The sequence below is a fragment of the Planktothrix sp. PCC 11201 genome (assembly GCF_900009135.1).
In the GTDB taxonomy this organism is placed as follows: Bacteria; Cyanobacteriota; Cyanobacteriia; order Cyanobacteriales; family Microcoleaceae; genus Planktothrix.
Window position 1 is genome coordinate 442,524 of sequence record NZ_LT797701.1, and the last position, 25,000, is coordinate 467,523.

Sequence of the window (25,000 nt, forward strand, 5' to 3'; positions counted from 1 at the left end):
GATTATTACCGATGAACTAACATCAGAATCGGAAATCTTAGAACCGATATTAGAAACCGTTGAACCAATTATTACCGATGAACTAACATCAGAATCGGAAATCTTAGAACCGATATTAGAAACCGTTGAACAGATTATTACCGATGAACTAACATCAGAATCGGAAATCTTAGAACCGATATTAGAAACCGTTGAACCAATTATTACCGATGAACTNTGACCCATGACCCATTCCCTAATATCCTACCAAGTCGGATCACTATAAATATTAATAGTCATTTCACTTTTCCCAGGGGGAACAGCAGAAATACAAGCACAGATAAAATTATCTGTGTCTATTTCTACTTCACAAGCATGACAAGACCCCATTAAACACCCGGTAGGAATAATCACACCTGCTCGTTTGGCGACGTCTAATAAGGGTTCTCCTGGTTCGGCTTCAATAGTAACTTCGTCGGGCAAAAAATGAATTTTCATAATCAATTTTCATCATTAAGAATTAGATTTTTTTACAACTCAACTCAAAATAGATTTCAGATCTAAATGAGATTCCACCGTATCTGCTAATACATCTAATAATATTTCTCGCTGTTCTCGATAATTAGCAATACCAGTGGGTAAAGGATTTAAACCCCTGGCTTTTCTGAGATGATTCAGCCAAGTTCGTCTCCAAGATCCATTATCAAAAATTCCATGTAAATAATGCCCCCAAATGGATTTTTGACCATTGACATATCCTAAATTTTGGTCATCAAATAAAGGAAAAATATCATTAGCATCTAGGATTTGAGTGCGTCCCTGATGAATTTCATAGCCTTCAACGGGTAAATTTTTCTGGGGATAATTAGAAGTTACTAACCGTTGACGGGAGGTTTTTTGATTAGAAATTACTGTTTTTAGGGCTAATAATCCTAACCCTTCATAATCTCCTTGCTCCCCTTCTAAACCATAGGGATCAGATACAACTTTTCCTAACATTTGATAACCGCCACAAATTCCCATAACTTGACCCCCGGCTTTAATATAATTTTTAATTTGATCGGCCATTCCCGATTCTTTTAAGACTTGCAAATCCGATATAGTAGTTTTAGAACCGGGAAGAATTACGGCATCGGGATGTCCTAAATATTCCGCCGGGTTAACATACTTAATACTGACCGTTGATTCCGAGTCTAAAGGATCAAAATCGGTGAAATTAGAAATCCGAGGAAAACGGATCACGGCAATGGTTAATTCCGTTTGGGGAGAACTAGAAGCCCGATCTAATAAACTTAAAGAATCCTCTGCGGGAAACGGATTATCAATCCAAGGAATCACGGCAACAACGGGAATTTTTGTATATTCCTCTAACCATTTTATCCCAGATTCTAAGAGCGATCGCTGTCCCCTAAACTTATTAATAATAATACCACAAATTAACGCTCGTTCATCGGGTTCTAATAATTGTAAAGTTCCCACAACATGGGCAAAAGCCCCACCCCGATCAATATCAACTACTAATAAAGTTTTCGCATTTAAGTATTTAGCCACCCGCATATTAGTTAAATCTCGATGTTTGAGATTAATTTCAGCCGGACTTCCCGCACCTTCACAAACTAAAATATCAAATTCTTGAGTTAAATAATCTAAACATTCGGTAATAGCTTTCCAGCCCCGATCAAAATATTGTTCATAATAATCACTAGCTTTCACCACCCCCACAGGTTTCCCCTTAAAAATCACCTGAGAGGTCATATTCCCTTGGGGTTTCAATAAAATCGGATTCATCGTCACCGACGGAATAACTCCCGCCGCCCACGCCTGCACCGCTTGAGCATAACCCATTTCTGACCCCCCGGGAGAAACATAGGAATTGAGGGCCATATTTTGTCCCTTAAACGGTGCAACTCGCACCCCGCGACGATGTAGGATGCGACAAATAGCCGTAACCATCATCGATTTTCCGGCGTGGGAAGTCGTTCCCACAATCATAATTGCTTTCATTTGTAATCACTCTAAAGATAGAATAATATTTTAATCGGTCAGGGTGAGGTTACAAACCTTCAACTCGACCCTGGCAACGGTATGGGATGATAGTTGAGAAATGAAGAACGGTTTTGATATGGCTCCTCAACTGCGTATTTATGTCCCCCCCCATCCTCTGATTAAACACTGGTTAGGGGTTGCAAGAGATCAAGCGACTCCTCCGGGTTTGTTTCGGACGGCGATGACGGAGTTGGGACGTTGGTTAACTTATGAAGCGGCGAGGGACTGGTTACCGACCCTGGAAACAACGGTACAAACCCCCTTAGCCGAATGTCATGCTACTTTTGTGAATCCTGAAGTTCCCTTAATTGTGATTCCGATTTTACGCGCGGGTTTAGCGTTAATGGAGGGTATTCAAAGCGTTGTACCGCTATCTTCCGTCTATCATTTAGGCATGGTACGCAACGAAGAAACCTTAGAAGTCAGTTGCTACTTAAATAAATTACCCACCCAATTTGATCCCCAAACCAGGGTGATCATCAGTGAACCGATGTTAGCAACCGGGGGAACAATTATGGCAGTGATGGCCGAACTTACCCAACGTCATCTTGACCCGGCTTTAATTAGAATTATCTCCATTGTCGCCTCCCCCCCAGCGTTACAAAAGTTAAGTCAAGCCTATCCCAGTTTGCAAGTGTATACCGCTATTATCGATCCCGAAGTTAATGAACAGGGATTCATTATACCAGGGTTAGGGGATGCGGGCGATCGCACCTTTGGTACTTTTGACCGTCTGCCTACCCAATCACAGTAAAATCAAGCTATTGTGACATAGTGGTTAAATTATGGGTAATCGAGACGGCTTTACCAGTGGCTTTTTTCTGGGTGCAACCCTCGGAGGTTTGGTTGGGGGGGTATTAGGGGTGGTACTTGCTAACCGCATCAGTAATCAAGATCGGATTGAACCTCTGTTAGAAATACAGGGAAAATCGGGCAAGACGGCTAAATTGACCGGAGAAAATATGGAAACTTCCCGTTTGAGTTTGGAGGATAAAATAGCTCAACTCAATCAAGCCATTGATGATGTCCGTCAACAGTTAGGTAGTGTCAATGGCAATGGTGGGTCGGAAATCGAAAATTAATCGATTCTAGCTGCTGGTTTGAATCTATCCCCGGGTTTCAAATGTGGTACACTGGGGAACATAACTTTATGTCAAATTCAGTCAAACATCAAAAGAATTTTATGGCACTTCCTTTAAATTTACTCGCTAGTACCCTGGCACAGTTCCTGAACATTTATATGTTGATCCTATTTGTTAGGATTCTATTAAGCTGGTTTCCTACAATTAATTGGTATGATCCACCCTTTTCCATCTTAAGCCAATTAACTGATCCCTACCTCAACCTATTTCGTTCTTTTATTCCCCCTTTAGGTGGAATTGATTTTTCAGCAATTATTGCGATTTTTGCCTTACAATTTGGTTCTCAACTAATTATCGCTTTATTAGGAAGTATGCAACAAGTATTCTAACTCAAACGTAGTAAGCCCTTCAGGGCTTATTTCTTCCCAATTGAGTTAGGAGTCCTAAAGGACTCACTACAAACGTAGTAAGCCCTTTAGGGCTTATTTCTTCCCCATTGAGTTAGGAGTCCTGAAGGACTCACTACGAACGTAGTAAGCCCTTCAGGGCTTATTTCTTCCCCATTGGGTTAGGAGTCCTTTAGGACTCACTACATAGTTCTATGAATTTTTCTCAATTAATTCTCGATATAAACTCTTAGCTTTGACACCTTTGAGGTTTTCAATTAAATCCTTATTTTTGAAAAACTGCACCGTTGGAGTCCCAACTACCCCGGCATTTTGGGCAATTTCAGGATCTTCCTCAATGTCAATTTCAATATAATGAATCCTGCCCTCAAATTCAGCCACGACTTTATCTAAAATCGGTTTCAGAGCATGGCAAGGCCCACAGGTCGGCGAAGAATATTTTACCATAATTAAGCGATCGCTATCATGGTAGAGTTTCCGCAACGCATAACCCCCGATATGGCGAGTATTCTGGATATCGAAATTCTCCGAAGTCGTAATCTGAGGTGAGGTGGGTTTCGGGGTTTCCACTTCTGGGGTTTCCGTCTGTTGAAATTCCTCCCCTAACCCATTTAGCGATAACCAACGTTCTGCTAACATCGCCCCCATACAACCACTTCCGGCGGCTGTAATTGCTTGACGGAATTCATGATCCTGGACATCCCCCACGGCATAAACTCCTTCCACGCTGGTTTCTGGAGTCCCGTGTTTCGTAACAATATACCCCACCTGATCCAGTTCTAACTGTCCTTGGAATATTTGGGTATTGGGGGTATGACCAATGGCGTAAAATAATCCCTGAACGGGTAAATCTTGCTGTTCTCCCGTCTGAGTATTCTTAATTTTAATCCCGCCTAATTTGCCATTCCCATACACATCAAGCGCCTCGGTATACCAATGTACGGTAATTTTAGGATGGTTAATCACCCGTTGCTGCATGGTTTTACTCGCCCGCAGTTCTCCCCGTCTGACCAACAGATGAACATGGGTGGCATATTTTGTTAGATAAACCGCTTCCTCCGTCGCCGTATCTCCTCCCCCAATTACCGCTAATTCCACCCCTTTGAAAATCGGACTAGCCCCATCACAAATGGCACAGGCGGAAATTCCCGCATTCCAAAAGGTTTCTTCCTGGGGTAAATGCAGCCGTTTTGCCGTCGCCCCAGTCGCAATTACAATCGTATGGGTTCTGATTTCCCTGTCTTCCGATTTAACGGTAAAGGGACGTTGACTCAAATCAACAGTAATCACATCCTCGGTAAAGAGTTCCGCCCCCCACCGTTGGGCCTGGGCTTTGATTCGATCCATAAGTTCTGGCCCGGTAATACCTTCGGGAAAACCTGGGAAGTTCTCAACTTCTGTGGTGGTCATTAACTGACCCCCGGGAATCCCCCCGATTTGATAGCCTTCAAAGACCACGGGTTTCAAATTCGCCCGTCCGGCATAAATGGCAGCCGTATAGCCCGCAGGCCCAGAACCAATAATTACAAGGTTTTCAACGGTTGGGTTAGTCATTTTTATTTCAAACTCATAACGACTTCATTTAACTAGATTATAGCAATTTATTTGCTAATCTGGGGAGGTGATCATAGGGTTTTTCCGAGAATTATTCAATGGCTTGATAAATCTCTTGTCTGGATTATTGTCAAGGAATTATTGCTAATTATGGCCGACTGAATAATAAGAAAAAGCCGATAGGAAGGGGGTTAAAGAGTCAAAAATTGGTAGCCAGATGCGATAAAAACAAGTAAAATATATCAAAACCCGTGCAGAACCCTTTAATAATGTTCTTAGGATAAAATTAATGTCTGAACAAAAATCAGTCCTAGTTTTTGATGGTATCGATGACCAAATAGAATTATCCAAAAGTTTTCCCGACCTGGACAAAGCCATAACTATCGAATTTTGGGCTAAGGGCGGAAACAGTTTGACTGAACAAACCAGTATTCTTGAAGCTTATAATAATCAAAATACTCGGGTCTTACAAATTAGTTTGCCTTGGTGGGATGAAACAGATACTCGTATTTTTTGGGACGCTGGGAATCAGGATGGCTTTGATCGCATCGATAAAATAGTCAGACTCAGAGAATATAATGGGTGGACTCATTGGGCTTTTGTGAAAAATGCCACCACCGGGCGAATGTATATTTATCGAAATGGAGGAGTTTGGCATCGAGGGAACGGGCATAATAGACTATTAACGGGCATCAAAAAACTGGTCATTGGTTCTTCTGTCAATGGTTCTCATTATTGGAAGGGTTCCCTTGCTGAATTATATATTTGGAATCAAGCTCGCACCCAAGAAGAAATTAAACAGGACATGAATCGGCGTTTAATGGGTGATGAACTAGGATTATCAACTTATTTACCTCTAAATGGGGATGTTAATGACAAAACCAGCTATGCTAACGATGGCATAATGTATGGAACGAGTTGGAAATTAGAGAAATTGCCTGCCAAAAAAATTGAACAAGCTCCTAGGATTAAAAATAAAACTAAAACCAGAACCAAAACTAAAAAATCCAGTCAACCAATGAATACTAATGAACCCTTATCAGAATCGGAAATCTTAGAACCGATATTAGAAACCGTTGAACCGATTATTACCGATGAACTAACATCAGAATCGGAAATCTTAGAACCGATATTAGAAACCGTTGAACCAATTATTACCGATGAACTAACATCAGAATCGGAAATCTCAGAACCGATATTAGAAACCGTTGAACCAATTATTACCGACGCACTAACATCAGCATCGGAAATCTTAGAACCGATTTCAGAATCAACTCAACCCATAATTACTGAACAAATCTCTAAGGATGAAAGACCCGAATCCAATCAACTTGATTCTGGAAATCGGAAAAAACGATTAGTGATTTGCTGTGATGGAACTTGGAATCAACCTGCAAGTTCCTATCCAACTAATGTGATCAAATTTGCCCAATCAGTTAAATATACAGCCGATGATCAAACACCGCAAATTGTCTTATATTTATCAGGATATGGCACATCAGAAGAAGAAGATTTAGATCATTTAATCAAACGTTTAGGCGAAGGTGCTTTTGGATGGGGAATTGACAGAATCATTCAAGAGACTTATCGGTTTTTGTGTATGAACTATGATGTAGATGCCCACGACGAAATCTACCTCCTTGGTTTTAGTCGTGGAGCCTATATTGTTCGCTCTTTAGCGGGTATGATCTATAAGTGTGGTTTGTTAAAACGTTCCAAGATTCGGGAAATTTCTAAAGCATATCAGCTTTATCGAGATGCCAAAATTAGTCCCAATGATCTAAAAGCCCAAAAATTCCGTGAAGAAAATTCCCAAAAGATCGACACCGAAAAAGACTATCTACAGTATCGTGTCCCGATTAAAATGTTAGGCTGTTGGGATACGGTGGGAACATTAGGTATTCCTGATTTAACACCTTGGCTACCGATTGCCAAACCCTGGAATCAGAAATATCAGTTTTTTGATGCTAGATTGAGTCCCATTGTAGAAAATGCCTTTCATGCGGTTGCCATTGATGAGAAATGTAAAAGTTTTCCTGTGGCTGTCATGGAAGGAAATGAAAAAAATCCTGACCAAATAGTCAAAGAAGTCTGGTTTTCTGGTGAACATAACTGTATCGGTGGAGGAATTAAAGAATATCAAGGACTATCGGATTATCCTTTAGAATGGATGCTAAACCAAGCTAAAAAATTAGGATTAGAGTTTTGTTCCCCTGAAAATGAAAGTGAAGAATTCCAGATTAAGCCAGATATAATGGCTAAATTTGATAATCGTGTTAAGGGGGTTTATTCTCTGGGTGGTGAGGAATGGCGATCGCTAAAATCTGCAAAAGTTATTATTCATCATAGTGTTGTCAAACGACTTAAAGCCTATCCCGATTATCGGCCCAAAAATCTCAATCCGATGCTCAATGATTTGATCGAAACCGAATCATAAAATAGAATTGACAACGAATTTTGATACCCTTAATTAATGTTTCAAACTACAGTGTAAGGATGTTAGGTAATTCCCATGGACATTGACACAATTGCTAAAAAGATTGCTAGTTTGTATTTAAGTTCTGCGGCCATGGCTACTATTGTCGCAATTCTCACCCTGGGAGAGCCATTTATTGTCCTAGGAAGTATAGCGATGCTGGGACTAATAGCGGTTTTAGGAGATGCGGTAGCCGAATATGGAATTGAAGCAGTTCTCCATGCTATTTATGCAGAACGTAGCAAACAAGAATCGGTGCAGTCTCTCTTTCAAGAAATTGAAAGTTTGCCCATTACATGGCCACTAAAACTTAAACTTAAAAATCAACTCAGTTCAAACAATAGTAGCAGCGATCAACAGACTCAAATTGATGATCAACCCAAGGTCATTGAAATTGAGCAATAATTTCACTCGCAACTGCTCAGATCTCTTGAATTTAAGTGATAATTCCTCATCGTTGTTGGGCTTCAGCCCTCTAAAGCCCAATAACGAACTTCTGATCTATAAGCTGTTGAGCATTTAAACTGTATATTTTAGAGGCTGAAACCCCTTACTGGCTTGGATCGTCTCGAAAATTTAGATAATTAACAGCTTAGCTAATTTTTGTTAAAATTGTCAACCTGATTTTCCAAAATTTCTAATACCGCCTTGGGAGATAATTTATCCTTAAACCAAACCACAGGAACCGGGAGACGATTAATATTAATTCCGGCATTTTCTAAATTCAATCGTTCAGAAATCGCTAATATTAAATAATCACAGCCAGAAGATTGAACTTGATAAAACTTTTTCTGTAAATATTCCGGTCGCCAATAACCAATAATCTCTAATAAAAACATTCTACCATCGGGATGAACTAAGCGAAAATCAGGAATCATTACACTCCCTGGAATCGGAATTAAATCGACTTCTCGCTCTAATTTCCACTCGGTTTTTAAGCTAGTCCAGCGCTCGGCGAAAGACTGTTCAATCATACTATCATAGGGTTTACCTGGGGGATAATGACTGACTAAACCGCAATCAGAATTTAAACTAAAATAACCTGTTTTTACCACCCGAGTATAGGGGTCACGTTGTTGTAATTTAGCTTTTAAACTCCATTTGGTCACATGAAGTAAGGCGGGAATCATTTTAGCTAAGGATAAACCATAGCGGGTACTGGCTTTAAATAAACTCGTTGGCCCGTCAATAGTTAAAGTAAAACCTTGATCCGCATCTCCCTCAATATAAGTCATTAATTGGAACAATTTTAAATAGCGAAATAAGAGTTTATATTCCCCTGGATCATTACGATAGGCGTTAATAATAATTTGACTAGCTTGATAGAAAATCCCCTGAACTTGAGATAAATTATACCGATGTAATAACGCTTCTGGAGTCGGAGAATCTAATTGCGTTAAAATCCGATTTTCCTGTAAATCTGCATAAAGACCCGATAAAATTTGATGGGGTAAAACCTCTCGATTTAAGTCTTGACTCAGTTGAGTTGCTAACTGTTCTAAGGTCTGTTCTGTTGCGGCTAAACTCGGTACATTTTTCGCCGATAATGCAAATACTTTTTGTCGTAATTCCACAGGTTCTAGGGGACTAACTATCTCGAAAGTACAAAAACCACTTCTTAATAAATGGGCTAACCCTCTTTTTAACCGATAGTCGGGACTATCCCCTTCAAATTCCTGTAAGCGTTTGTTTAATTCTCCTTGGGTTTTATTCACAGATTCTTCAAAACATTGAATCACATCCGTTGCTAAATTGATATGTTTTGGATCAATATTTAGTCGCAGGGGAATTACTGTTTCTCCCTGTTGTTTATAACTTAAAAGTTCAGAAGGTAGCATAAGAAGGGGAATGGGTAATGGGGATCACAGATTTAATAGGATTTCACAGATTTCACGGATTTTAATCTGTGTTAATCTGCGTAATCCTCTTAAATCCGTGATGAGTAATGGGGAATAGTTATTCTAGTTTCTAATTTTAGATCGTTTATCAAAAATAATATACCTTCCCTATTCCCTTTTTGTATAAAATCTATTGCTCATTGCCTTGTTCTATTCAGATTCTTCTGAATTATTCCATTTTTCTGAAGATTCTGCAACCCGTTTACTTGGGATATTTGGAATCCCATATAACGGTTTAGGTTGAAATATATCTAACTGTTGGTAATCAGAATTAGAAGATTTATTGGGCGGTTGGGGTTTAGATGATGTTTCGCCTTTGCGACGTTGGGATGTGCGTTCTTCGCTGGTATCTTCTGTCACAACTTCATACAAAATCGCCTGTTTATTGGGGGTATTTCCTTTGCGTAAAACTCGCCCTAACCGTTGAATATATTCTCTTTCTGAGCCTGTCCCTGACAAAATAATTGCTATCTTAGCATCGGGAACATCCACCCCTTCATTTAAAACATGGGATGCAACTAGGGTTTTATAGTCTCCTGCTCGGAATTTAGTTAAGATTTCATGGCGTTCTTTTACGGGGGTTTGATGGGTAATAGCTGGAATTAAAAAACTTTGAGAAATTTTATAAACCGTTGAATTGTCGGCGGTAAAAATTAGGGTCTTTTCCAGATGATGTTGACTCAATAAATCGGCTAATATCCTCAATTTTCCGTTAGTACATAATGATATTTCCTTCGCTTGTCGGTGGGCTAACATGGCTCGTCTTCCTAAAGGCGATCGCGCACTTAACATCACAAATTGTTTCCAACCTTCTAAACTCGATAATTTAATATTATTCTCCTTAATAAACTCATTTCTGACTTTCATTTGTTCTTGATAAGTCTCTCTTTCCTTGGGAGAAAGTTTAACTAAAATTTGTACAACTCGATGATTTGCTAATGCCGATCCTGCTAAATCTTCTGGGGTTTTGCGATAAACTGTAGACCCAATTAACAACGATAAATCACTATGTCTACCATCTGAACGTTCAGGAGTTGCTGTTAGTCCCAAACGATAAGGAGCGAGGGAATATTCCGCAATAACTCGATAAAAGTCCGTAGGTAAATGATGACATTCATCAAAAATTAACAGTCCATATTTATTTCCCAAGGTTTCGGAATTAATCGTTGCGCTATCATAGGTTGCCACTAAAATCGGGGTTCTATCCTTCGATCCTCCCCCCAATAATCCAATTTCAATATCTGGAAAAGCTGCCAATAAATGGGCATACCATTGGTGCATTAAATCCAAGGTTGGCACAACAATTAAGCTACTATATCCTGTTACTTGCATCGCCAATTGAGCTAAATAGGTTTTACCCGAAGCTGTTGGTAAAACCACCACTCCTTGACTTCCTACTGCTTGCCAGGCTGCTAATGCCTCCTGTTGATGAAGATAGGGAGGCATTTCAAAACTGGGAGTTAATTCTAATCGATTAAAATTATGGGCTTGATCAATAAAATCTACTTGATTTTTGCGTAAAGTTTCTACTAAATTTCGATAATAAAAAGCTGGACTTCTGAATTTTTCTACCCGATCATCCCAGGTAACAAAATCAATCCAAGTTTTCCCTTTTGGGGGAGGATGTAATAAAAGTGTACCTCGATCAAAGGATAATGTAGGCGTGCGAGGCATGGGTTTCTAGGGTATTTTTAATAGCGATTTTGAATCATGATATCTTTGACTTATTAATCAATATTAGAATGATTATACCCATTGGATCAAAATTAGTATACAATTCTTCATATTCAGATTGACAAACCCATAGCATCTATCAGGATCAATAGAATTATGTTACTCCAACGCCATGAACGGATTAAATTAGACGAGACAGAGGACTCACTATTTTACTCGTTTCCTCGCTTTGTGACCCACGTTGATCAGGGGTTTATTGATCAGTTAACAACTCTGTATCAAAAGCATCTTAAACCCCAAACTCGGATTTTAGATTTAATGAGTAGTTGGGTATCTCACCTTCCCCCTGAAATTCAATTTTCCCATATAGAAGGACATGGAATGAATGAGGAGGAATTAGCTAAAAATTCTCAACTCGATCATTATTTTATTCAAGACTTAAATCAAAATCTCAAACTTCCCCTACCCGATCAAGATTTTGATGCGGTTTTAATTTGTGTTTCCATCCAATATTTACAATATCCTGAAGCCATTTTTGCGGAAATTCATCGGATTTTAAAACCTGGCGGAATTACCATTGTAAGCTTTTCTAATCGAATGTTTTATCAAAAAGCGATCTCCGCCTGGCGAGAAGCAACAGAAACTGATAGACTAGAATTAGTTAAAGGCTATATTAATTCCGTTAAAATTAATAAATTACCTGGATTTAATAGCCCCAAAGTTATTGCTAGTCAATCTAAAACCCCTCTATTTATGCAAATGTTGGGAATGGGAGGAAGCGACCCATTTTATGCTTTAATTGCATCCCGACAATCTTAACTGTATTTCTAAGCCCTGAAGGGCTTACTAATTAAAAACAACAAATATTATGAAACCTTATCAAGAAATTTTGATTCAAGACTGTGGTGAACCTTTAGTTAATATACCCCTGGAAAAATTTGTAATAGAAACTCCCCATGCTTATCAAAAATTAGGAGCACCCTATCATTTTTCTTCGGTAGATTCTCCCTATTATTTAAGACAAGGTGTTTTAGAACGTCTCCTCGCAGCACAACGACAATTAGAGAATAATTATCCTAGTTGGAAGATATTAGTTTTTGACGCCTATCGTCCCGTAGAAGTGCAACAATTTATGGTCAATTATTCATACAAACAACTATTAGAAGAACGGGGATTAACGCCACACAATCTTTCCGCCGAACAACACCAATCTATATTAACAGAAGTTGACCAATTTTGGGCGGCTCCGAGCTTAGATCCTGCCACTCCTCCGCCCCATAGTACGGGTGCGGCTTTGGATATTACTTTAGTTGATCATAGGGGAGAAATCTTAAATATGGGTTCGGAAATTGATCAGATTTCTCCTCGATCCTATCCTAATTATTTTGAGCATAGTTCTGATCAAATAGAGAAAGAATATCAGCGAAATCGTCTGATTTTATCCCAGGTTATGCTATCAACAGGATTTCAGCAACATCCGAATGAATGGTGGCATTTTTCCCAGGGTGATCAACTTTGGGCGTGGTTAACAAATCAACAAAATCCAAAAGAAAATGCGATCGCCAAATACGGTCGATATTCCTCTTAATTACTAAGAAAGACTAAGATTTTAAGTTTTGAATTTCTTCTAAACTTAACCCCGTGGTGCGACTAATAGTTTGATCATCTAAAATATTCAGGAGTTGACGAGCAATTTCTATCGCTTTTTCTTGTCTAGCTTGACTTTCTGCAAAACTAATCGCATTTCTTTGATCTTGTAAAAACAGTTCCACTTTTTCAACTTCATCGAGTTCCTCACGGGTTAAATTAGTTTGATTAGCAATTTGAAAAGCCCGTTGAATTTGAGGGACAGTTTCTAAGGTTTCAGGAACGGTTTCTAAAGTTCTAGCACTTTGCATAAAATAAATCCATTTATCCGTTAAGGTTTCTAATTGTTCTAAGGATTTTTGAAATTTAGGTAATTCCACAAACACTAACTCTAATTCATTGTCGGAATAATTAAAGTTTTGATTTTTCTCCTTAAAAACAAAGTGAGAAATCCAAGAATCCGTATTTTCAAATTGAATAAAATCCGTAATTGTTAAAGCAATAACAGGTTTTAAAAACCGATAGCCCTGTCCCACATCTAATTGCAGAGAATAGGTTTTAGCCGCATTATATAAGACTCGCTTTGTAAAGGCTTCTACATTAATCACCTGCATCTCAATAATAACAATTTCGCCCGTATTTAGTTGGGCTTTAACGTCTAAATAAGTATCTTTAAGCCCGGTGACTTTGGGAGCAAGGTAAGGATCAATAATCTCTAAATCCTGAATAACTAGCTCAGAATTATAAACCAGAGCATTCAAGAAACTGATTAAAATATCCTTACTTTCCGAGGAACCAAATATTTTTTTAAAGGCAAAATCAGTTTTGGGATTGATAAAACGCATAGCTTTTATTTCCTTTTAAACATATCGAGATAATCACCATTAATCGGGGCAATATATTTCAAATTAGCCCGAACATAACAGACTCCAGAATTTAATCGTGGCCCATAGGGATGAATACTTTCTACTTTTAACCAAGATTGACCATTTTTAAGCACAATAGCATCGCCTTTTCCATCATTAGAAAACAGGGCTGTCATAATTGCGCCAGACTCTAAGCGAGTCCTAACCGTTCCTTCGGGAGTATTGCGACAGTTCAGATATTCAGGATCGACAACCAACCAGTTTATATTATTATAAAGTCCTCGATTTCCTTGAACTTTTGCTGTAATAAAATCTCCTTTCATATTGGGTTTAGGTACTTCAGCCATTTGAGCCATGGCTAAACCTGTTACCAAGGTTAGGGTGGCAAGGGAGGCGGTAATTCCAGAAAACAAGGTAGAAATGAGTTTCATAATTTAGCTCGAAACCTCTAAACAAGGATTTAAAAAATATGGACAAGTTGACATTTTTTAAAGATTGCAACTGATCCTACTTTGGGGTACAATTCATACTGCTATTATATTCTTTCTGAATCTAATTAGAGGCAAAGTTAATAGATTGTATCGTTTTGTTCAAAAATATTAACAATTAAACAGAAATCTTGAACCCATTTTACCCCTTTTAAACTTCATGGTAAACTTTACAGATATAACCAATCATTGGGCCAAAAATAGTATAGAAACTCTGGCAAATAAAGGCATGATTAGTGGCTATCGAGATGGAACCTTTAAGCCCGATGCTCCTTTGACTCGTGCTGAGTTTGCTACTATGCTGATTAAAGCCTTTCCCCAACTTTTAGACAGTCGAGAACCGCTCCAATTTAAGGATGTTCCGTCGAATTTTTGGGCTTATAGTGTAATTCAAAAAACCTATAGTACGGGGTTTATGAGTGGTTATGAAGACCAAAGTTTTAAACCCCAACAAAATATCCCTAGAGTTCAAGCATTAGTTTCCTTAGTCAAGGGGTTAAATTATGAACCCAGTCAATCTATTATTAAAACCCTAAATCAAAGTTTAAATGATGGGAAAGATATTCCCAATTATGCTAAGAATGCGATCGCGGCGGCGATTGAATTTGGCTTAGTTGTTAATTATCCAGAGGTGAAACTTTTAAACCCGAATAAACCTGCAACTCGCGCCGAAGTAGCTGTATTTTTCTGTCAAGCGTTGCGCCAAGTTGATGAACCCTTAACTATTGCTGAACAGTATATTGTTAAACCGCCGATCATTCCAGTTCCGACCGGAGAATTAAGAGGAGTTTGGTTAACCAATATTGATAGTGATGTTTTGTTCTCTAAAAACACCTTAACCAACGCTCTAAATTTATTGGCAGAATGTAACTTTAATACCGTTTATCCTACCATTTGGAATAACGGTTATACCCTTTATCCAAGTGTTTTAATGGAACGGTTTACCGGAACTCAAATGTATCCGATTCCTGAATTAAAAGACCGAGATATTCTCAAGGAAATGATTCCCTTAGCCAAAGAAAAAAAGATTAGTGTGATTCCTTGGTTTGAATATGGGTTTATGGTTCCCCCTGATTCTAAAATTGTTGAACTGCGTCCCCATTGGATTACCTGTCGTCAAGATGGTACGAAAGTATATAAAGAAAGTCAAGTTAATCAAGTCTGGTTAAATCCCTTCCATCCCCAAGTCCAACAGTTTCTTCTGGGTTTAATCATTGAAGTGGTCAAAAACTATGAGGTTGATGGGATTCAATTTGATGATCATTTTGGTTTACCTGTCGATTTAGGCTATGATGAGTTTACAATCCAATTATATCGGAAAGAAACGGGAAATTCCCAACCCCCCACAGACTTTCAAGAAGCAAATTGGGTAAGTTGGAGAGCGAAAAAAATCACAGAATTTGTCAGTAGAGTGTTCTGGGTGATCAAAGATTATAAACCGAATTGTATTCTTTCTTTATCTCCAAATCCTTATCTTTATGCCTATTCTCAATTTTTACAAGATTGGAAAACCTGGGAACAAGAAGGTTATTTAGAAGAATTAGTTTTACAATTATATCGGGATGATATTAATGGATTTTTAGCAGATTTAAAACGTCCTGAACTTTTGGAAGCTAAGAGTCATATTCCTGTTAGTATTGGTATTTTAACCGGGTTAAGAATTAAGCCAATTTCTTTTCTAACTGTTAAAGAACAAATTCAACTGACGCGCGATCGCCAATTTGCCGGAACCACATTTTTCTTTTATGAAACATGGAAACAAATGATGGAATCAGAAACCCAAAAAAATGAATTTAAAACCCTATTTTCTCAGATTTTAGAACGTCCACAATTTGTCTAAACATGAATGAAAACAATTAATATTCGTCCTTATTTAGAAAGAGATTGGTCGGCTATTTGTCGAGTGCATAATCGCTCCCAACCCGATGAATTTAAAGGATCTTGTGATTTAAGGGCGATGAGACCTCTGGAACAAAATCCCAATGTTCATCACATTCGCTATACTTATGACAAATTCGTAGCCTGTGAAGGGAAAAAAGTCGTCGCTTTTATTGCCCTTGATTCTCACTGTATTGCTTTATTATATGTTGATCCCGATTATCAAAATCAAGGCATTGGTAAACGGTTATTAGATTTATCTTTAAAACTAATTGCTTCTCCTATTTATACCATTGTGATGGCAGGAAATCAACGGGCAATCGCATTTTATAAAAAATCTGGATTTCAAGAAATTGGCACTTTTAACAGCAATATTTCGGGTTATCCTTGCCAGTTTATTCGTTTAGTTTTTTCAACAGAAAAGAGTGATTAGTTATAGCAGTTGCCGCATCTGTTAGGACATTCTTGAAAGCTAAAAGCTGCTCACAGTAAGTATTTACCTATTGCCCATTGCCTATTCCCTATTGCCTCTTGCTATAATATCAATCATCCCAAAATAGGTTTAAGGTATAGCAGTCGCGCAACTCACTGTTATAGCGCTACGCACTCTTAGAACACCGGAACAGGGGTAATACTTCTGGCTGTTTTATGTCAGTATTAAAATGTTATAACCTATTTGGGATTGCTATATAAGGTGAAAACCACCGCTAAGTATTCTCGGTAACTGCAAATCTTATCCCCTTGAATATCAAAGGCAATTGCTGCTTGATTTTCATAGGGTTTCCCCCACATTTCCCCTTCCGAATAAACTTCAAAGACAACCGTAGTTTCATTATTGGTTATCCGTTTTAATGTTAGTAATAACCCATTTTTAAACACGGATTCAGTAGCATAATTTAAGAACTTTGCTAACATTGTTTTTCCTTGATGTAAGCCTTTATAAGATCCGGCGGGAAAGGAAAAGGTACAATCATCCGTCAGCATTTCTAAAAAAGGTTCCCACTGTCCGGTCGTTAAACCCTGCTGCAATAGATCAAAGCCCTTTTGAGCGACGGCTAAGGTTGAATAAGATGCAGATTCCATAACTTCTCCTTAATTCTTATAATTAGCCGTATGTTCTTGCATTAATTTGGCAACATCGGGGTTATAAATTCTAAGATAATTCCAGTAATTCTCAAATACAGATTTCACATAATCTTGAGTTTCAGGATAGGGAATTTTAACTACAAATTCATCGGGATCTTGAAATCCAAAGCGCTGTAACCACCCAGAAACAGCCCCCGGCCCGGCATTATAACTAGCTACTGCCAACATCGAATTATTGTTATATTCCCGATGGGTAAAATCCAGATAATAGGTTCCTAAATTAATATTATCATTGACGTTTTCCAAGGAATAATTTGTCAATTTAATTTGTTTGGCCACATCCGCCCCCGTGTCCGGCATCACCTGCATTAATCCCGTAGCGCCGACAATGGATTTAATCCCTGGCATAAACCGCGATTCTTGACGAATTAATGCTGTTACTAATACCGGATTTAATTGCCGTTCTTTTGACCAATTAACAATAGTTTCTAAGTAGGGAAATGGATATAATGCTTCCCAATAAGCCGGTTTTTGTTTGATTTCTAAATATTGTGATCGCTCTTGAGGATCATCCCGGCGATTTAAACTCGATAACATCCAAATTCCTTCTAAATTATCCCCTATTCCCATCCGCATTAACCCATCAGTATATTGTTCAGCAACTGAAGGCTGGTTGAGATTTTTAAACTCTGTTTGCCATAGTTTCCAAGCTTCTTGATTTTGTCCTAACCCATACAGTTCTTGTAAGGTTTCAGAACCAGCCGGAGGCACTTCTCGAATCTCAGGATGTTCGACATGGGGAGATAGGGGTCGAACGGTGGTAAAATCCCCTACAGGCCAGCCTAAATGCACCGCAGAACGCCAAGCATAATAGGAAGAAGGATAACGAACAATTAAATATTCAAAGGCTTTTTTAGCCTCTTGGGAATTGCCGTTTTTTTCCGCCCATTTCCCTACCCAAAACGTCGCTTCTGGGGCAAATTCACTATCGGGATTTTTCGTGGAAACTTGTTTTGCCCAGTCGGAGGCGGATTTTAAATTTCCCGCTTTTAAGGCTTGTTGGGCGAGTTCCCAACGCAATTGAGCCGCAGCTTCAGAATCGCTATATTTACTCAGTAATTGTTGACGAGTTTCGGAGGCTAATTTTTCCGATCCCATTTGATCTAAGAGTTTAGATTTATCTAATAAAGCCTCGGCTGCATGACGGGGAAATTTAGCAATCACTTGATCTAAATACCCTAAAGCCTCTTTTTTCTCAACCAGCCGTGATAACCGCAATAAACCAAATCCTGCATCTTCTCCTTGAGGATCTATTTCCTGGGGAAAGGTATTAATTAATTGTTTATAGGCAATTCGAGACTCAGGAATTTTATCATTTAACCACAATCCTCTGGCTTGACGGTAAAGGTTTTTAGGGGTCTTGGGTGCTTTAGAATAGGCAATGGCAGCTTTCCCATAATCCTGTTTTTCCCAATAGCCAAAAGCTACAATTTCCCATTGTTCCGGGGTGAGTTGATTGCCAAATTTTGCTTTTAATTGTTCTAAATAGGTTCCATAGTCTTTTAAATACAATCCATGTTTCGCAATTAGAAATAATAATTCCGGTTGATTGGGATTTTGTTTAAGTTTACTTTGAATAATTTCTATGGTTTTGGGATGACTGGGAAATTGGGCGATCGCTTGATCCCAATATTCAGAATTGGTTTTTCCTAACGTATATAAGGCTTCGACTACAACGGGTTGAGTGCTATAATTTTTTAACAATTCCTGCCAAGTTTTTTGGGCTTTTTCCAGATCTCCAATTTGTTCATAAGCCCGCGCCCGTTTGACTAAAATATGACCCCCTAAGAGGGGATAATCCTGTTCTAATCCCTGTAATAATTGAAGGGCTGTGTTAGGATTTTCGGCTAAAGAATCACTAGCCAATAAATATCGTGCCCGACTTCTTTCTAAAGAAGCATTTCGGTCTTGGGCGATCGCTTCTAATTCCCCTTGACGTTGGGAAACGGGGGATAAAGCCAGTTGTAATACTTTCGACTGCGGGATTTGTTGATCGGCCAAATAGTTCTGTTCAACGGACTGTTTCCATCCCCGAAATACCGCCATCGGAAAGAACACACCCACCAACAAAGCCCCAGATGCGATCACGGGCAAAATCCATACTTTAGAGATTCGTCGCTTAATCATGATCGATGTTTAGAAAGGGAATAGAATAGGATTAATTTCAACGGATATTTTTAGGGGTGGCTTTGTGTTTTCAACCCTACGGAAGAAACCCGCCACCTCCTCTGAACCGCCCGACTCTAATATTCTACTTATTCACCCGACATAATAACCAACGCAAGGACATCGGGGGGTTTTGGATCGGAACCACATCTCGACCCTGTGACCAATGTTCAAACCAACCCGTCGGTGGCCAGGCTTCCGGGGGGAGGTGAGTGCGTTCATACTCATACACCGACTCATTGGAAATCAATTGTAGCGGTAAACCCTGGAGCAGCGAATTCATTTCACCCGGAGTAATCACATAAGACCATTGAATTTGACCCATTTCTCGAATTTTATCATCCGGCTCAAAATCGGCATCGGTGATAAACGTACTGAATAAAATTAAACCCCCTGTCGCTACGGCATCACAGACTTTGCTTAAGAGGGTTTGGACATCATCCAAATTGCGAAAATGGGAAATCACTTCTGCAATTAACCCTAACCGATAATAATTAGCCGGGAGGACTAAGGCCGGGTTGAGAATATTGCTTTGGATCACCCGAATTGGTAGGCTGGCGTCTTTGGCTTCCTTGGCAATAATTTGAGCAAAGTCTGGGGTGAGTTCCACCGCATCCACCGGATGTCCCTTGCGGGCTAAAGGTAGGGTATTGCGACCCACCCCCGCCCCCACATCTAAAATCGGAGTTCGGGCTGGGTCAGAAAATTCGGACACCACGGCCATTAATTTAGTATCAGGGTGCGCCCCAAATAATGGCCCCTCCCGGGTGGTTAACCAGCGTTGATATTTGTTTTCTAAAGAGGCAACCTCGGTGGTTACGGTTAGTTTAAGGCCACTGGTTAAGCCTTGAGTGGGTTCAGGGGGTTCATATCTAAAGATTAAACGGGCATGGGGGGAAGCCTGATATCCTTCATGCAGTTTACGTTCGACAAGCTGACGTAACCCCTTCATTTCCTCTGGGGTGAAATTTTGCCCCAAGGCCGCCAGCAGAGCGTTAAACTGAGTCATGTATTCATCGATCAAAGCAGGTGCACAAGGGAGAACCAGTTGTCCCCGGGCTGAGGTCAGTCGTTTCACTTTGAGTAAAAGTGCTTTTTCAATCAGATTTTGATCATTCACTGTAATCGGTTGATTCACGGCTACCACGAATATTATTTCCTCTCAATGCTGTATAATAAACAATCTTGTTGATCTAATTGATCAGGAAAAGTCTGAAAATTTCCAGGCCTCCTCGGTCTCCTACCAAAATATTAACAAAGGTGGAATGAGATTGAACACATACAGTGCCGAGGTTGAGGAGGTTCCAAAACCCAGGAAATGGTAAACAATCTACGGTTTTGAGAACTCACCGAGTCTAGTGTTTTTATGTGCTTTTCAGCAACGGCAAGTTTTACCGCCAGTTTATCCTTATCTGTTTTAGGAATTGCCACTCTGAAACAAACGACCTCGAAAAAGCAGCTTTTATTAGCAACTTTTCCATTGTTATTTGCAACTCAGCAATTTTTTGAGGGAGTGGTCTGGTTAAATTTAGAGGATAAATCATCACCCATATACTTTATCGGAATCTACGTTTTTTTAGTTTTTGCTACGGGATTTTGGTTGATTTTTTGCCCCATCTCAGTTTATTTATTAGAAGATCATCCCCTTCGCAAGAAAACTATTTTAGGAATAGCGGTAATAGGAGCTATTTTAGGGATTTATCTTGTGAGTTGTGTGGTGAGACAAGAAGTGATGGCAACTAATAATTTAGGTAATTTATTTTACAACCTTAATTTATTATATGATTTTAAATTTGCCTTCTTTTATGATATTTGTAAATATTTATATTTGCTAGTGATTAGTGTTCCTTTTTTGATATCAAGTCAAAGATTATTAGCTGTATTTGGAATTTTGATTATCTTTTCTTTCATTCTAGCAGACCGATTTTATCAAGCCACTTTCATTTCAGTTTGGTGTTTTTTTGCAGCAGTTATCAGTAGTGTTTTGTTGTTTATATTTTTTGACTGGAAAACAGCGTTGTCACGGAATTAAACGTCATTTGAGAGCCAAGTTCAAAGAGGTCTCTAAAATCTTTCCTTAGTGATCATAAAATTGAGACCAAATCATGCTACCATAGAAATAGTGTAAATTTGGGGCTGTGGCTCAGGTGGATAGAGCAAGCGCCTCCTGAAGAATCGGGCACCATGTGGGGAAACCCCGTGAGTGAATGTGGTCAAACTCAAGGAAGCCTAAGTCGGGAAACCGATAAGGTAATCTTGAGCCAAGCTTTCCCTCTAAACAAGGAAAGAAGGTGCAGAGACTGGCTCTAGGGAATAATGATTTTATTCCTTAGACAAACGGCCACCACCTACGGGCGACATCCGCCTACGGTGAAGGAATAGTCCAGAGAGTGGGGAAACTCACACAAATCTGAAGCGCTAGGTCGGCGGTTCAAATCCGCCCAGTCCCGTTGAATTTTGACTGAGCAACATCATGAACCTGAATCAACACCTGAGAAAATGGCATCGTACCTTGGCACCGATTGCTTTGCTGCCTTTGTTCGTTACCGTCACCACAGGTGTTTCCTATCGGCTGGGGAAAAGTTGGTTGGGACTATCCCGCGACCAAGTACATCTCCTCATGAGTATCCACGAAGGCGAGTATTTAGGACAGACCTTAGAGCCACTGTATGTGTTGCTCAATGGCCTAGGCTTGCTCTGGATGTTAGTAACCGGCGGGGTGATGGTCTTTCAACAGATTAAACCGCTAAAAAAACTCCAATCTGGGATTGCTCAAGTCAAATCTTTATTTAAGAAACCATCACTTCATCCGTTGGACGATGAGAAATAATCTCCTCCCATCCGTCAGCTGTTTATACAGGTCGGGGCTTCTGTGTTGTATTCTGGTAAAATAGCCGCACCAAACAGGCTAAGATTTGCAAATCATTAATAATGAAACCTCGTCGCACCCGTAGTCAAGACCGGATTCTCACTAAATTGAAAACCCTAAAACGATCGGTTTCTGCTCAAGACCTTTATTTGGAGTTGCGGAAAACAAACCAAATGATGGGGTTAGCCACGGTTTATCGCTCCTTGGATGCTTTAAAACGGGAAGGGTTAATTAATGTCCGCACCTTAACAACGGGGGAAGCGGTTTATAGTTGTATGCAGCAAGACGAACATCATCTCACCTGTGTTGAATGTGGACGTTCGATTCCCCTTGATGAATGTCCTGTTCACCACCTGGAAATTGAACTTCAACAATCCCACAATTTTAAAATTTACTACCATACCTTAGAGTTTTTTGGGTTATGTGATCGCTGTAATCAGTTATCAGTAATCAGTGATCAGTTATCGGTGTAAGATTTTAATTTGAAAGCTACTGATTACCGACTGAGTTTTAGCTGTTTCCAATTCAGTGCTTATTGCAGATCACTTAAAACTGGTTCTTTATATTTACTGACAACGGATTACCGATTACTCTTACACTGATAACTGATCACTGATTACTGGTAACTGATTAAAAGCACTATGGGTACTAATCGGATATACAAAGGTTTACCCCTGTACTGGCATCAAGAAACCATGGAAAATGACCATGGTTGGTTAGAGTCGATTGTTCGCAATACAGCACCCTTTTCTGATGCTTGGACAAAAGCTCGTATTGTCCAACTCGCCTATTCTGTTCCCAAAGGAAGGAAGACCCAAACCCTCTATAATTTGCCCCTCTATGGTAGTTATCGTTCTGAATTAGAAATCGCAGAAGCATTACGTTCTACCTGCAATTTGGAAGAATACCCCGATTTTGATACCCAAGTTAATGAAGATTATGTAATTAAAGCCCTAAATAGTTGGCATAATAAACAATTTGCTAAAGCGGTAAGTCGTAATTTTGAAATTTATGTTGATCGTCAATATTCCAATAGTTTTTTAGTCGTTAGTACCGCCAGAACTTCATTAAATGTTGATCGACAATTGCCCCCTTTAGCAAGATTTCGCCCCTTATTTAATATTGCTGAAATGGGACGACTAATGCGGATAGCAAACTTTGAGCGTCTCACCTTGAAAACCCATGGTTATGCTAGTCCAGCTTCTAAATTTTATCAAGAATTTATCGCAGAAATAGAATCCTTATCCGTGAAGGGGCCGATTAATCAAATTGGAACCTTAGAAAATCGCAGTGTTTATATTGGTTATCATTGGCCGAGTGAAATGCCCTTAATTCATCCTGGATTATGGAGCGATATGACCGAACAAAAAGGTCTTTCATTAAAGTTTTTATTTATTGTTGCTCTGTTAGCTTGGATGTTTGGTACGGGATTTTATATTCTATTAACCTTAATTGTCGTTCCCCTAGTTAATTTATTAGGGATAGAACAACCTTTATCTCCCTTTTGGTATTGGTTTAATTGGCATAAAATTTCTGATTTAATAACTCAATGGAATGGAGTCACTCTAACGGTTTTTGTCCTGTGGTTATTATTAATGCAGATTTTAAGAATTTCTGTTTATCAACGTGATCGCTATCGAGCAATTCACTATGGCGCACCAGATTTAGCAGAATTTTTTTGGAGATTAGATAAAGTTTTAGGCGAAAATCCCTATACCTCGATGCCCTTTTACGAACCGGAAAAGGAAACGGCTATTGCTAATTATTATAACCAAAACTTCCCCCCAATGAATGTTAATTTAATCGGACATAGTATGGGGGGGTTAGTCATTGTCAATGTCCTGAGAATTCTCTCTGATCGGTTTGGCAAAGAAGATCGCTTAGAATATGAAAAAAACAACATGGGTGATTACCTGCAACTAGACAAACTCATTTTAACTTCCCCTGATATTCCTTTAGAATTTCTTCGAGAAGGTCGGAATAATTATGTTCGTTCTGCTATTTTGCGATGTCGGGAAATTTATTTATTTTCTAGCGATCGAGATTTGATCCTTCGCTATCTTTCTATTTTGGGCAATTGGTTTAGTGAACCCAGTATAGAAATGTCAGGATTACGATTGGGAAATGTTTATTTAAAACCCTTCAAAAATCCCAAAAATCAAATTGATTATCAGCCCTATATTCGAGTGATGATTAGTTCTCAATCGGCAGTACAACCCACTTCAGCCTATGATTTATTTGAAAAATTTAACTATATTGATTGTTCGCAAATGCCAGGATTAAATTGTATCTCCCTTCCCTTAAATGTTTGGACAAGCATGATTATTGATCTGATCAATACCTTGTTTTTTATTGCTGGGAAAGTTGATATTCATGGGGGTTATTCCTTTACAAACACCACCAGCTTTGATATTTTAAAACTTTTAATCACCAGAGATGGACTATCTCGAACAGAAACCCTAGCTGAAATTAATCGCCTGATTAGCGGGAAACCCGTTTTATTTTTGCCCTCTTATCAACCCGTAGGAAACAGCAGTGAAGAAGACTTTTAGAGTTAATGATCATTGAAGAATATCTGAGCAGTATTGATTTCTTCTAATTTTAAGAAGGTTTAGCACTTTCCGCATAAACATCAGACAATAAAAAAATCCCTGGAAAATTCAGATATATGAAACCTAAAATTAAAGATCCCGTAGCTTGGCAACAGGCTGAACTCCTGATGCAGCCTGCTTTGATTCGCCTCCTAGACAACATCCGTAAACAATTAGACGAATCTATCTGGACAGGAAGTTATCAGGAAGTCCAAGATCCTTTCCCTGGATATCGGTTGGAATTAGAGCATAATGGTCAGCACGTTAGTGTCGATATTTGGGAATTGTGTTAT

Annotated in this window: 24 protein-coding genes (1 of these 24 running past the window's edge); 14 read left to right on the top strand and 10 right to left on the bottom strand. The window is 39.1% G+C overall.

Features of this window, described 5'->3' with window-relative positions; genetic code table 11:
- Positions 1–243: 243 nt before the first annotated feature.
- Both PL11201_RS12145 and cobQ read right to left on the bottom strand, forming a co-directional pair.
- On the bottom strand, positions 244–477 hold the full coding sequence (locus PL11201_RS12145) for a 2Fe-2S iron-sulfur cluster-binding protein (protein WP_079676888.1): 234 nt from the start codon (positions 475–477) through the stop codon (positions 244–246).
- A 39-nt stretch (positions 478–516) separates the two neighbouring features.
- Positions 517–1,983 carry a cobyric acid synthase CobQ gene (gene cobQ, locus PL11201_RS12150; protein WP_079678993.1) on the bottom strand — a complete coding sequence of 489 codons (1,467 nt, stop codon included), beginning with the start codon at positions 1,981–1,983 and terminating at the stop codon, positions 517–519.
- 118 nt (positions 1,984–2,101) lie between these two features.
- Here cobQ and upp point away from each other — a divergent pair, with 118 nt between their 5' ends.
- From upp to PL11201_RS12165, 3 genes are all read left to right on the top strand, one after another.
- Positions 2,102–2,779 (top strand): uracil phosphoribosyltransferase, encoded by a 678-nt coding sequence (upp, locus tag PL11201_RS12155; protein ID WP_079678995.1) that lies wholly within the window; start codon positions 2,102–2,104, stop codon positions 2,777–2,779.
- A 31-nt stretch (positions 2,780–2,810) separates the two neighbouring features.
- Positions 2,811–3,107, top strand: a complete 297-nt coding sequence (locus tag PL11201_RS12160; RefSeq protein WP_079678996.1) for a ssl2009 family thylakoid membrane protein — start codon at positions 2,811–2,813, stop codon at positions 3,105–3,107.
- 101 nt (positions 3,108–3,208) lie between these two features.
- Complete coding sequence (locus PL11201_RS12165; protein WP_079679577.1) at positions 3,209–3,496, top strand: YggT family protein; 288 nt, start codon at positions 3,209–3,211, stop codon at positions 3,494–3,496.
- Positions 3,497–3,706: 210 nt separating this feature from the next.
- Here the strand turns inward: PL11201_RS12165 and trxB are convergent, their stop codons facing one another.
- Positions 3,707–5,068: a thioredoxin-disulfide reductase gene (trxB, locus tag PL11201_RS12170; RefSeq protein WP_144017736.1), complete on the bottom strand. Its 1,362-nt coding sequence runs from the start codon at positions 5,066–5,068 to the stop codon at positions 3,707–3,709.
- A 289-nt stretch (positions 5,069–5,357) separates the two neighbouring features.
- On the opposite strand from trxB, the gene PL11201_RS12175 reads away from it, so the two are divergent.
- Both PL11201_RS12175 and PL11201_RS12180 read left to right on the top strand, forming a co-directional pair.
- The gene (locus PL11201_RS12175; RefSeq protein WP_079678999.1) at positions 5,358–7,505 is read left to right on the top strand and encodes a phospholipase effector Tle1 domain-containing protein; all 2,148 of its coding nucleotides are present in this window, start codon (positions 5,358–5,360) and stop codon (positions 7,503–7,505) included.
- A 75-nt stretch (positions 7,506–7,580) separates the two neighbouring features.
- Entirely contained in the window at positions 7,581–7,949 is a 369-nt protein-coding gene (locus tag PL11201_RS12180; RefSeq protein ID WP_144017737.1) for a hypothetical protein, read from the top strand.
- A gap of 191 nt (positions 7,950–8,140) precedes the next feature.
- Here the strand turns inward: PL11201_RS12180 and PL11201_RS12185 are convergent, their stop codons facing one another.
- Positions 8,141–9,382, bottom strand: coding sequence for a DUF790 family protein (locus PL11201_RS12185; protein WP_079679001.1), 1,242 nt, complete (start codon positions 9,380–9,382; stop codon positions 8,141–8,143).
- 210 nt (positions 9,383–9,592) lie between these two features.
- Positions 9,593–11,116 (bottom strand): DEAD/DEAH box helicase, encoded by a 1,524-nt coding sequence (locus tag PL11201_RS12190; RefSeq protein ID WP_079679003.1) that lies wholly within the window; start codon positions 11,114–11,116, stop codon positions 9,593–9,595.
- 156 nt (positions 11,117–11,272) lie between these two features.
- Here PL11201_RS12190 and PL11201_RS12195 point away from each other — a divergent pair, with 156 nt between their 5' ends.
- Positions 11,273–11,935, top strand: a complete 663-nt coding sequence (locus PL11201_RS12195) for a class I SAM-dependent methyltransferase (protein WP_079679005.1) — start codon at positions 11,273–11,275, stop codon at positions 11,933–11,935.
- A 49-nt stretch (positions 11,936–11,984) separates the two neighbouring features.
- Positions 11,985–12,704: a M15 family metallopeptidase gene (locus tag PL11201_RS12200; protein ID WP_079679007.1), complete on the top strand. Its 720-nt coding sequence runs from the start codon at positions 11,985–11,987 to the stop codon at positions 12,702–12,704.
- A gap of 13 nt (positions 12,705–12,717) precedes the next feature.
- Here the strand turns inward: PL11201_RS12200 and PL11201_RS12205 are convergent, their stop codons facing one another.
- The gene (locus PL11201_RS12205; protein WP_079679008.1) at positions 12,718–13,548 is read right to left on the bottom strand and encodes an Rpn family recombination-promoting nuclease/putative transposase; all 831 of its coding nucleotides are present in this window, start codon (positions 13,546–13,548) and stop codon (positions 12,718–12,720) included.
- Between the two features lie 5 nt (positions 13,549–13,553).
- Positions 13,554–14,000 carry a hypothetical protein gene (locus PL11201_RS12210; RefSeq protein WP_079679010.1) on the bottom strand — a complete coding sequence of 149 codons (447 nt, stop codon included), beginning with the start codon at positions 13,998–14,000 and terminating at the stop codon, positions 13,554–13,556.
- Positions 14,001–14,217: 217 nt separating this feature from the next.
- Here PL11201_RS12210 and PL11201_RS12215 point away from each other — a divergent pair, with 217 nt between their 5' ends.
- Entirely contained in the window at positions 14,218–15,897 is a 1,680-nt protein-coding gene (locus PL11201_RS12215; protein ID WP_079679012.1) for a glycoside hydrolase family 10-like protein, read from the top strand.
- Between the two features lie 6 nt (positions 15,898–15,903).
- Positions 15,904–16,368, top strand: a complete 465-nt coding sequence (locus PL11201_RS12220; protein ID WP_079679014.1) for a GNAT family N-acetyltransferase — start codon at positions 15,904–15,906, stop codon at positions 16,366–16,368.
- 239 nt (positions 16,369–16,607) lie between these two features.
- Here the strand turns inward: PL11201_RS12220 and PL11201_RS12225 are convergent, their stop codons facing one another.
- From PL11201_RS12225 to PL11201_RS12235, 3 genes are all read right to left on the bottom strand, one after another.
- Positions 16,608–17,018 (bottom strand): nuclear transport factor 2 family protein, encoded by a 411-nt coding sequence (locus tag PL11201_RS12225; protein ID WP_079679015.1) that lies wholly within the window; start codon positions 17,016–17,018, stop codon positions 16,608–16,610.
- Between the two features lie 9 nt (positions 17,019–17,027).
- Complete coding sequence (locus PL11201_RS12230) at positions 17,028–19,208, bottom strand: lytic transglycosylase domain-containing protein (RefSeq protein ID WP_079679017.1); 2,181 nt, start codon at positions 19,206–19,208, stop codon at positions 17,028–17,030.
- A 124-nt stretch (positions 19,209–19,332) separates the two neighbouring features.
- A complete protein-coding gene (locus PL11201_RS12235) occupies positions 19,333–20,394 on the bottom strand; it encodes a class I SAM-dependent methyltransferase (protein ID WP_144017738.1) in 1,062 nt (353 codons plus the stop codon).
- A 219-nt stretch (positions 20,395–20,613) separates the two neighbouring features.
- On the opposite strand from PL11201_RS12235, the gene PL11201_RS12240 reads away from it, so the two are divergent.
- From PL11201_RS12240 to PL11201_RS12260, 5 genes are all read left to right on the top strand, one after another.
- On the top strand, positions 20,614–21,279 hold the full coding sequence (locus PL11201_RS12240) for a DUF6629 family protein (RefSeq protein WP_079679018.1): 666 nt from the start codon (positions 20,614–20,616) through the stop codon (positions 21,277–21,279).
- A gap of 441 nt (positions 21,280–21,720) precedes the next feature.
- A complete protein-coding gene (locus PL11201_RS12245) occupies positions 21,721–22,077 on the top strand; it encodes a peptidase (protein WP_079679020.1) in 357 nt (118 codons plus the stop codon).
- 101 nt (positions 22,078–22,178) lie between these two features.
- On the top strand, positions 22,179–22,589 hold the full coding sequence (locus PL11201_RS12250) for a Fur family transcriptional regulator (RefSeq protein WP_079679022.1): 411 nt from the start codon (positions 22,179–22,181) through the stop codon (positions 22,587–22,589).
- Positions 22,590–22,757: 168 nt separating this feature from the next.
- Entirely contained in the window at positions 22,758–24,668 is a 1,911-nt protein-coding gene (locus PL11201_RS12255; RefSeq protein ID WP_079679024.1) for an alpha/beta hydrolase, read from the top strand.
- A gap of 116 nt (positions 24,669–24,784) precedes the next feature.
- Positions 24,785–25,000, top strand: partial view of a hypothetical protein gene (locus tag PL11201_RS12260; protein WP_079679025.1) — the 5' portion only. It continues 183 nt past the right edge of the window; 216 of the gene's 399 nt are visible here — the first part of the coding sequence; its start codon is at positions 24,785–24,787; its stop codon lies beyond the right edge, outside the window.

Excerpts from the sequence above, each read along its gene's own strand:
- PL11201_RS12145 (WP_079676888.1), bottom strand. The coding sequence starts at position 477 with ATGAAAATTCATTTTTTGCCCGACGAAGTTACTATTGAAGCCGAACCA.
- cobQ (WP_079678993.1), bottom strand. The coding sequence starts at position 1,983 with ATGAAAGCAATTATGATTGTGGGAACGACTTCCCACGCCGGAAAATCG.
- upp (WP_079678995.1), top strand. The coding sequence starts at position 2,102 with ATGGCTCCTCAACTGCGTATTTATGTCCCCCCCCATCCTCTGATTAAA.
- PL11201_RS12160 (WP_079678996.1), top strand. The coding sequence starts at position 2,811 with ATGGGTAATCGAGACGGCTTTACCAGTGGCTTTTTTCTGGGTGCAACC.
- PL11201_RS12165 (WP_079679577.1), top strand. The coding sequence starts at position 3,209 with ATGGCACTTCCTTTAAATTTACTCGCTAGTACCCTGGCACAGTTCCTG.
- trxB (WP_144017736.1), bottom strand. The coding sequence starts at position 5,068 with ATGACTAACCCAACCGTTGAAAACCTTGTAATTATTGGTTCTGGGCCT.
- PL11201_RS12175 (WP_079678999.1), top strand. The coding sequence starts at position 5,358 with ATGTCTGAACAAAAATCAGTCCTAGTTTTTGATGGTATCGATGACCAA.
- PL11201_RS12180 (WP_144017737.1), top strand. The coding sequence starts at position 7,581 with ATGGACATTGACACAATTGCTAAAAAGATTGCTAGTTTGTATTTAAGT.
- PL11201_RS12185 (WP_079679001.1), bottom strand. The coding sequence starts at position 9,382 with ATGCTACCTTCTGAACTTTTAAGTTATAAACAACAGGGAGAAACAGTA.
- PL11201_RS12190 (WP_079679003.1), bottom strand. The coding sequence starts at position 11,116 with ATGCCTCGCACGCCTACATTATCCTTTGATCGAGGTACACTTTTATTA.
- PL11201_RS12195 (WP_079679005.1), top strand. The coding sequence starts at position 11,273 with ATGTTACTCCAACGCCATGAACGGATTAAATTAGACGAGACAGAGGAC.
- PL11201_RS12200 (WP_079679007.1), top strand. The coding sequence starts at position 11,985 with ATGAAACCTTATCAAGAAATTTTGATTCAAGACTGTGGTGAACCTTTA.
- PL11201_RS12205 (WP_079679008.1), bottom strand. The coding sequence starts at position 13,548 with ATGCGTTTTATCAATCCCAAAACTGATTTTGCCTTTAAAAAAATATTT.
- PL11201_RS12210 (WP_079679010.1), bottom strand. The coding sequence starts at position 14,000 with ATGAAACTCATTTCTACCTTGTTTTCTGGAATTACCGCCTCCCTTGCC.
- PL11201_RS12215 (WP_079679012.1), top strand. The coding sequence starts at position 14,218 with ATGGTAAACTTTACAGATATAACCAATCATTGGGCCAAAAATAGTATA.
- PL11201_RS12220 (WP_079679014.1), top strand. The coding sequence starts at position 15,904 with ATGAAAACAATTAATATTCGTCCTTATTTAGAAAGAGATTGGTCGGCT.
- PL11201_RS12225 (WP_079679015.1), bottom strand. The coding sequence starts at position 17,018 with ATGGAATCTGCATCTTATTCAACCTTAGCCGTCGCTCAAAAGGGCTTT.
- PL11201_RS12230 (WP_079679017.1), bottom strand. The coding sequence starts at position 19,208 with ATGATTAAGCGACGAATCTCTAAAGTATGGATTTTGCCCGTGATCGCA.
- PL11201_RS12240 (WP_079679018.1), top strand. The coding sequence starts at position 20,614 with ATGTGCTTTTCAGCAACGGCAAGTTTTACCGCCAGTTTATCCTTATCT.
- PL11201_RS12245 (WP_079679020.1), top strand. The coding sequence starts at position 21,721 with ATGAACCTGAATCAACACCTGAGAAAATGGCATCGTACCTTGGCACCG.
- PL11201_RS12250 (WP_079679022.1), top strand. The coding sequence starts at position 22,179 with ATGAAACCTCGTCGCACCCGTAGTCAAGACCGGATTCTCACTAAATTG.
- PL11201_RS12255 (WP_079679024.1), top strand. The coding sequence starts at position 22,758 with ATGGGTACTAATCGGATATACAAAGGTTTACCCCTGTACTGGCATCAA.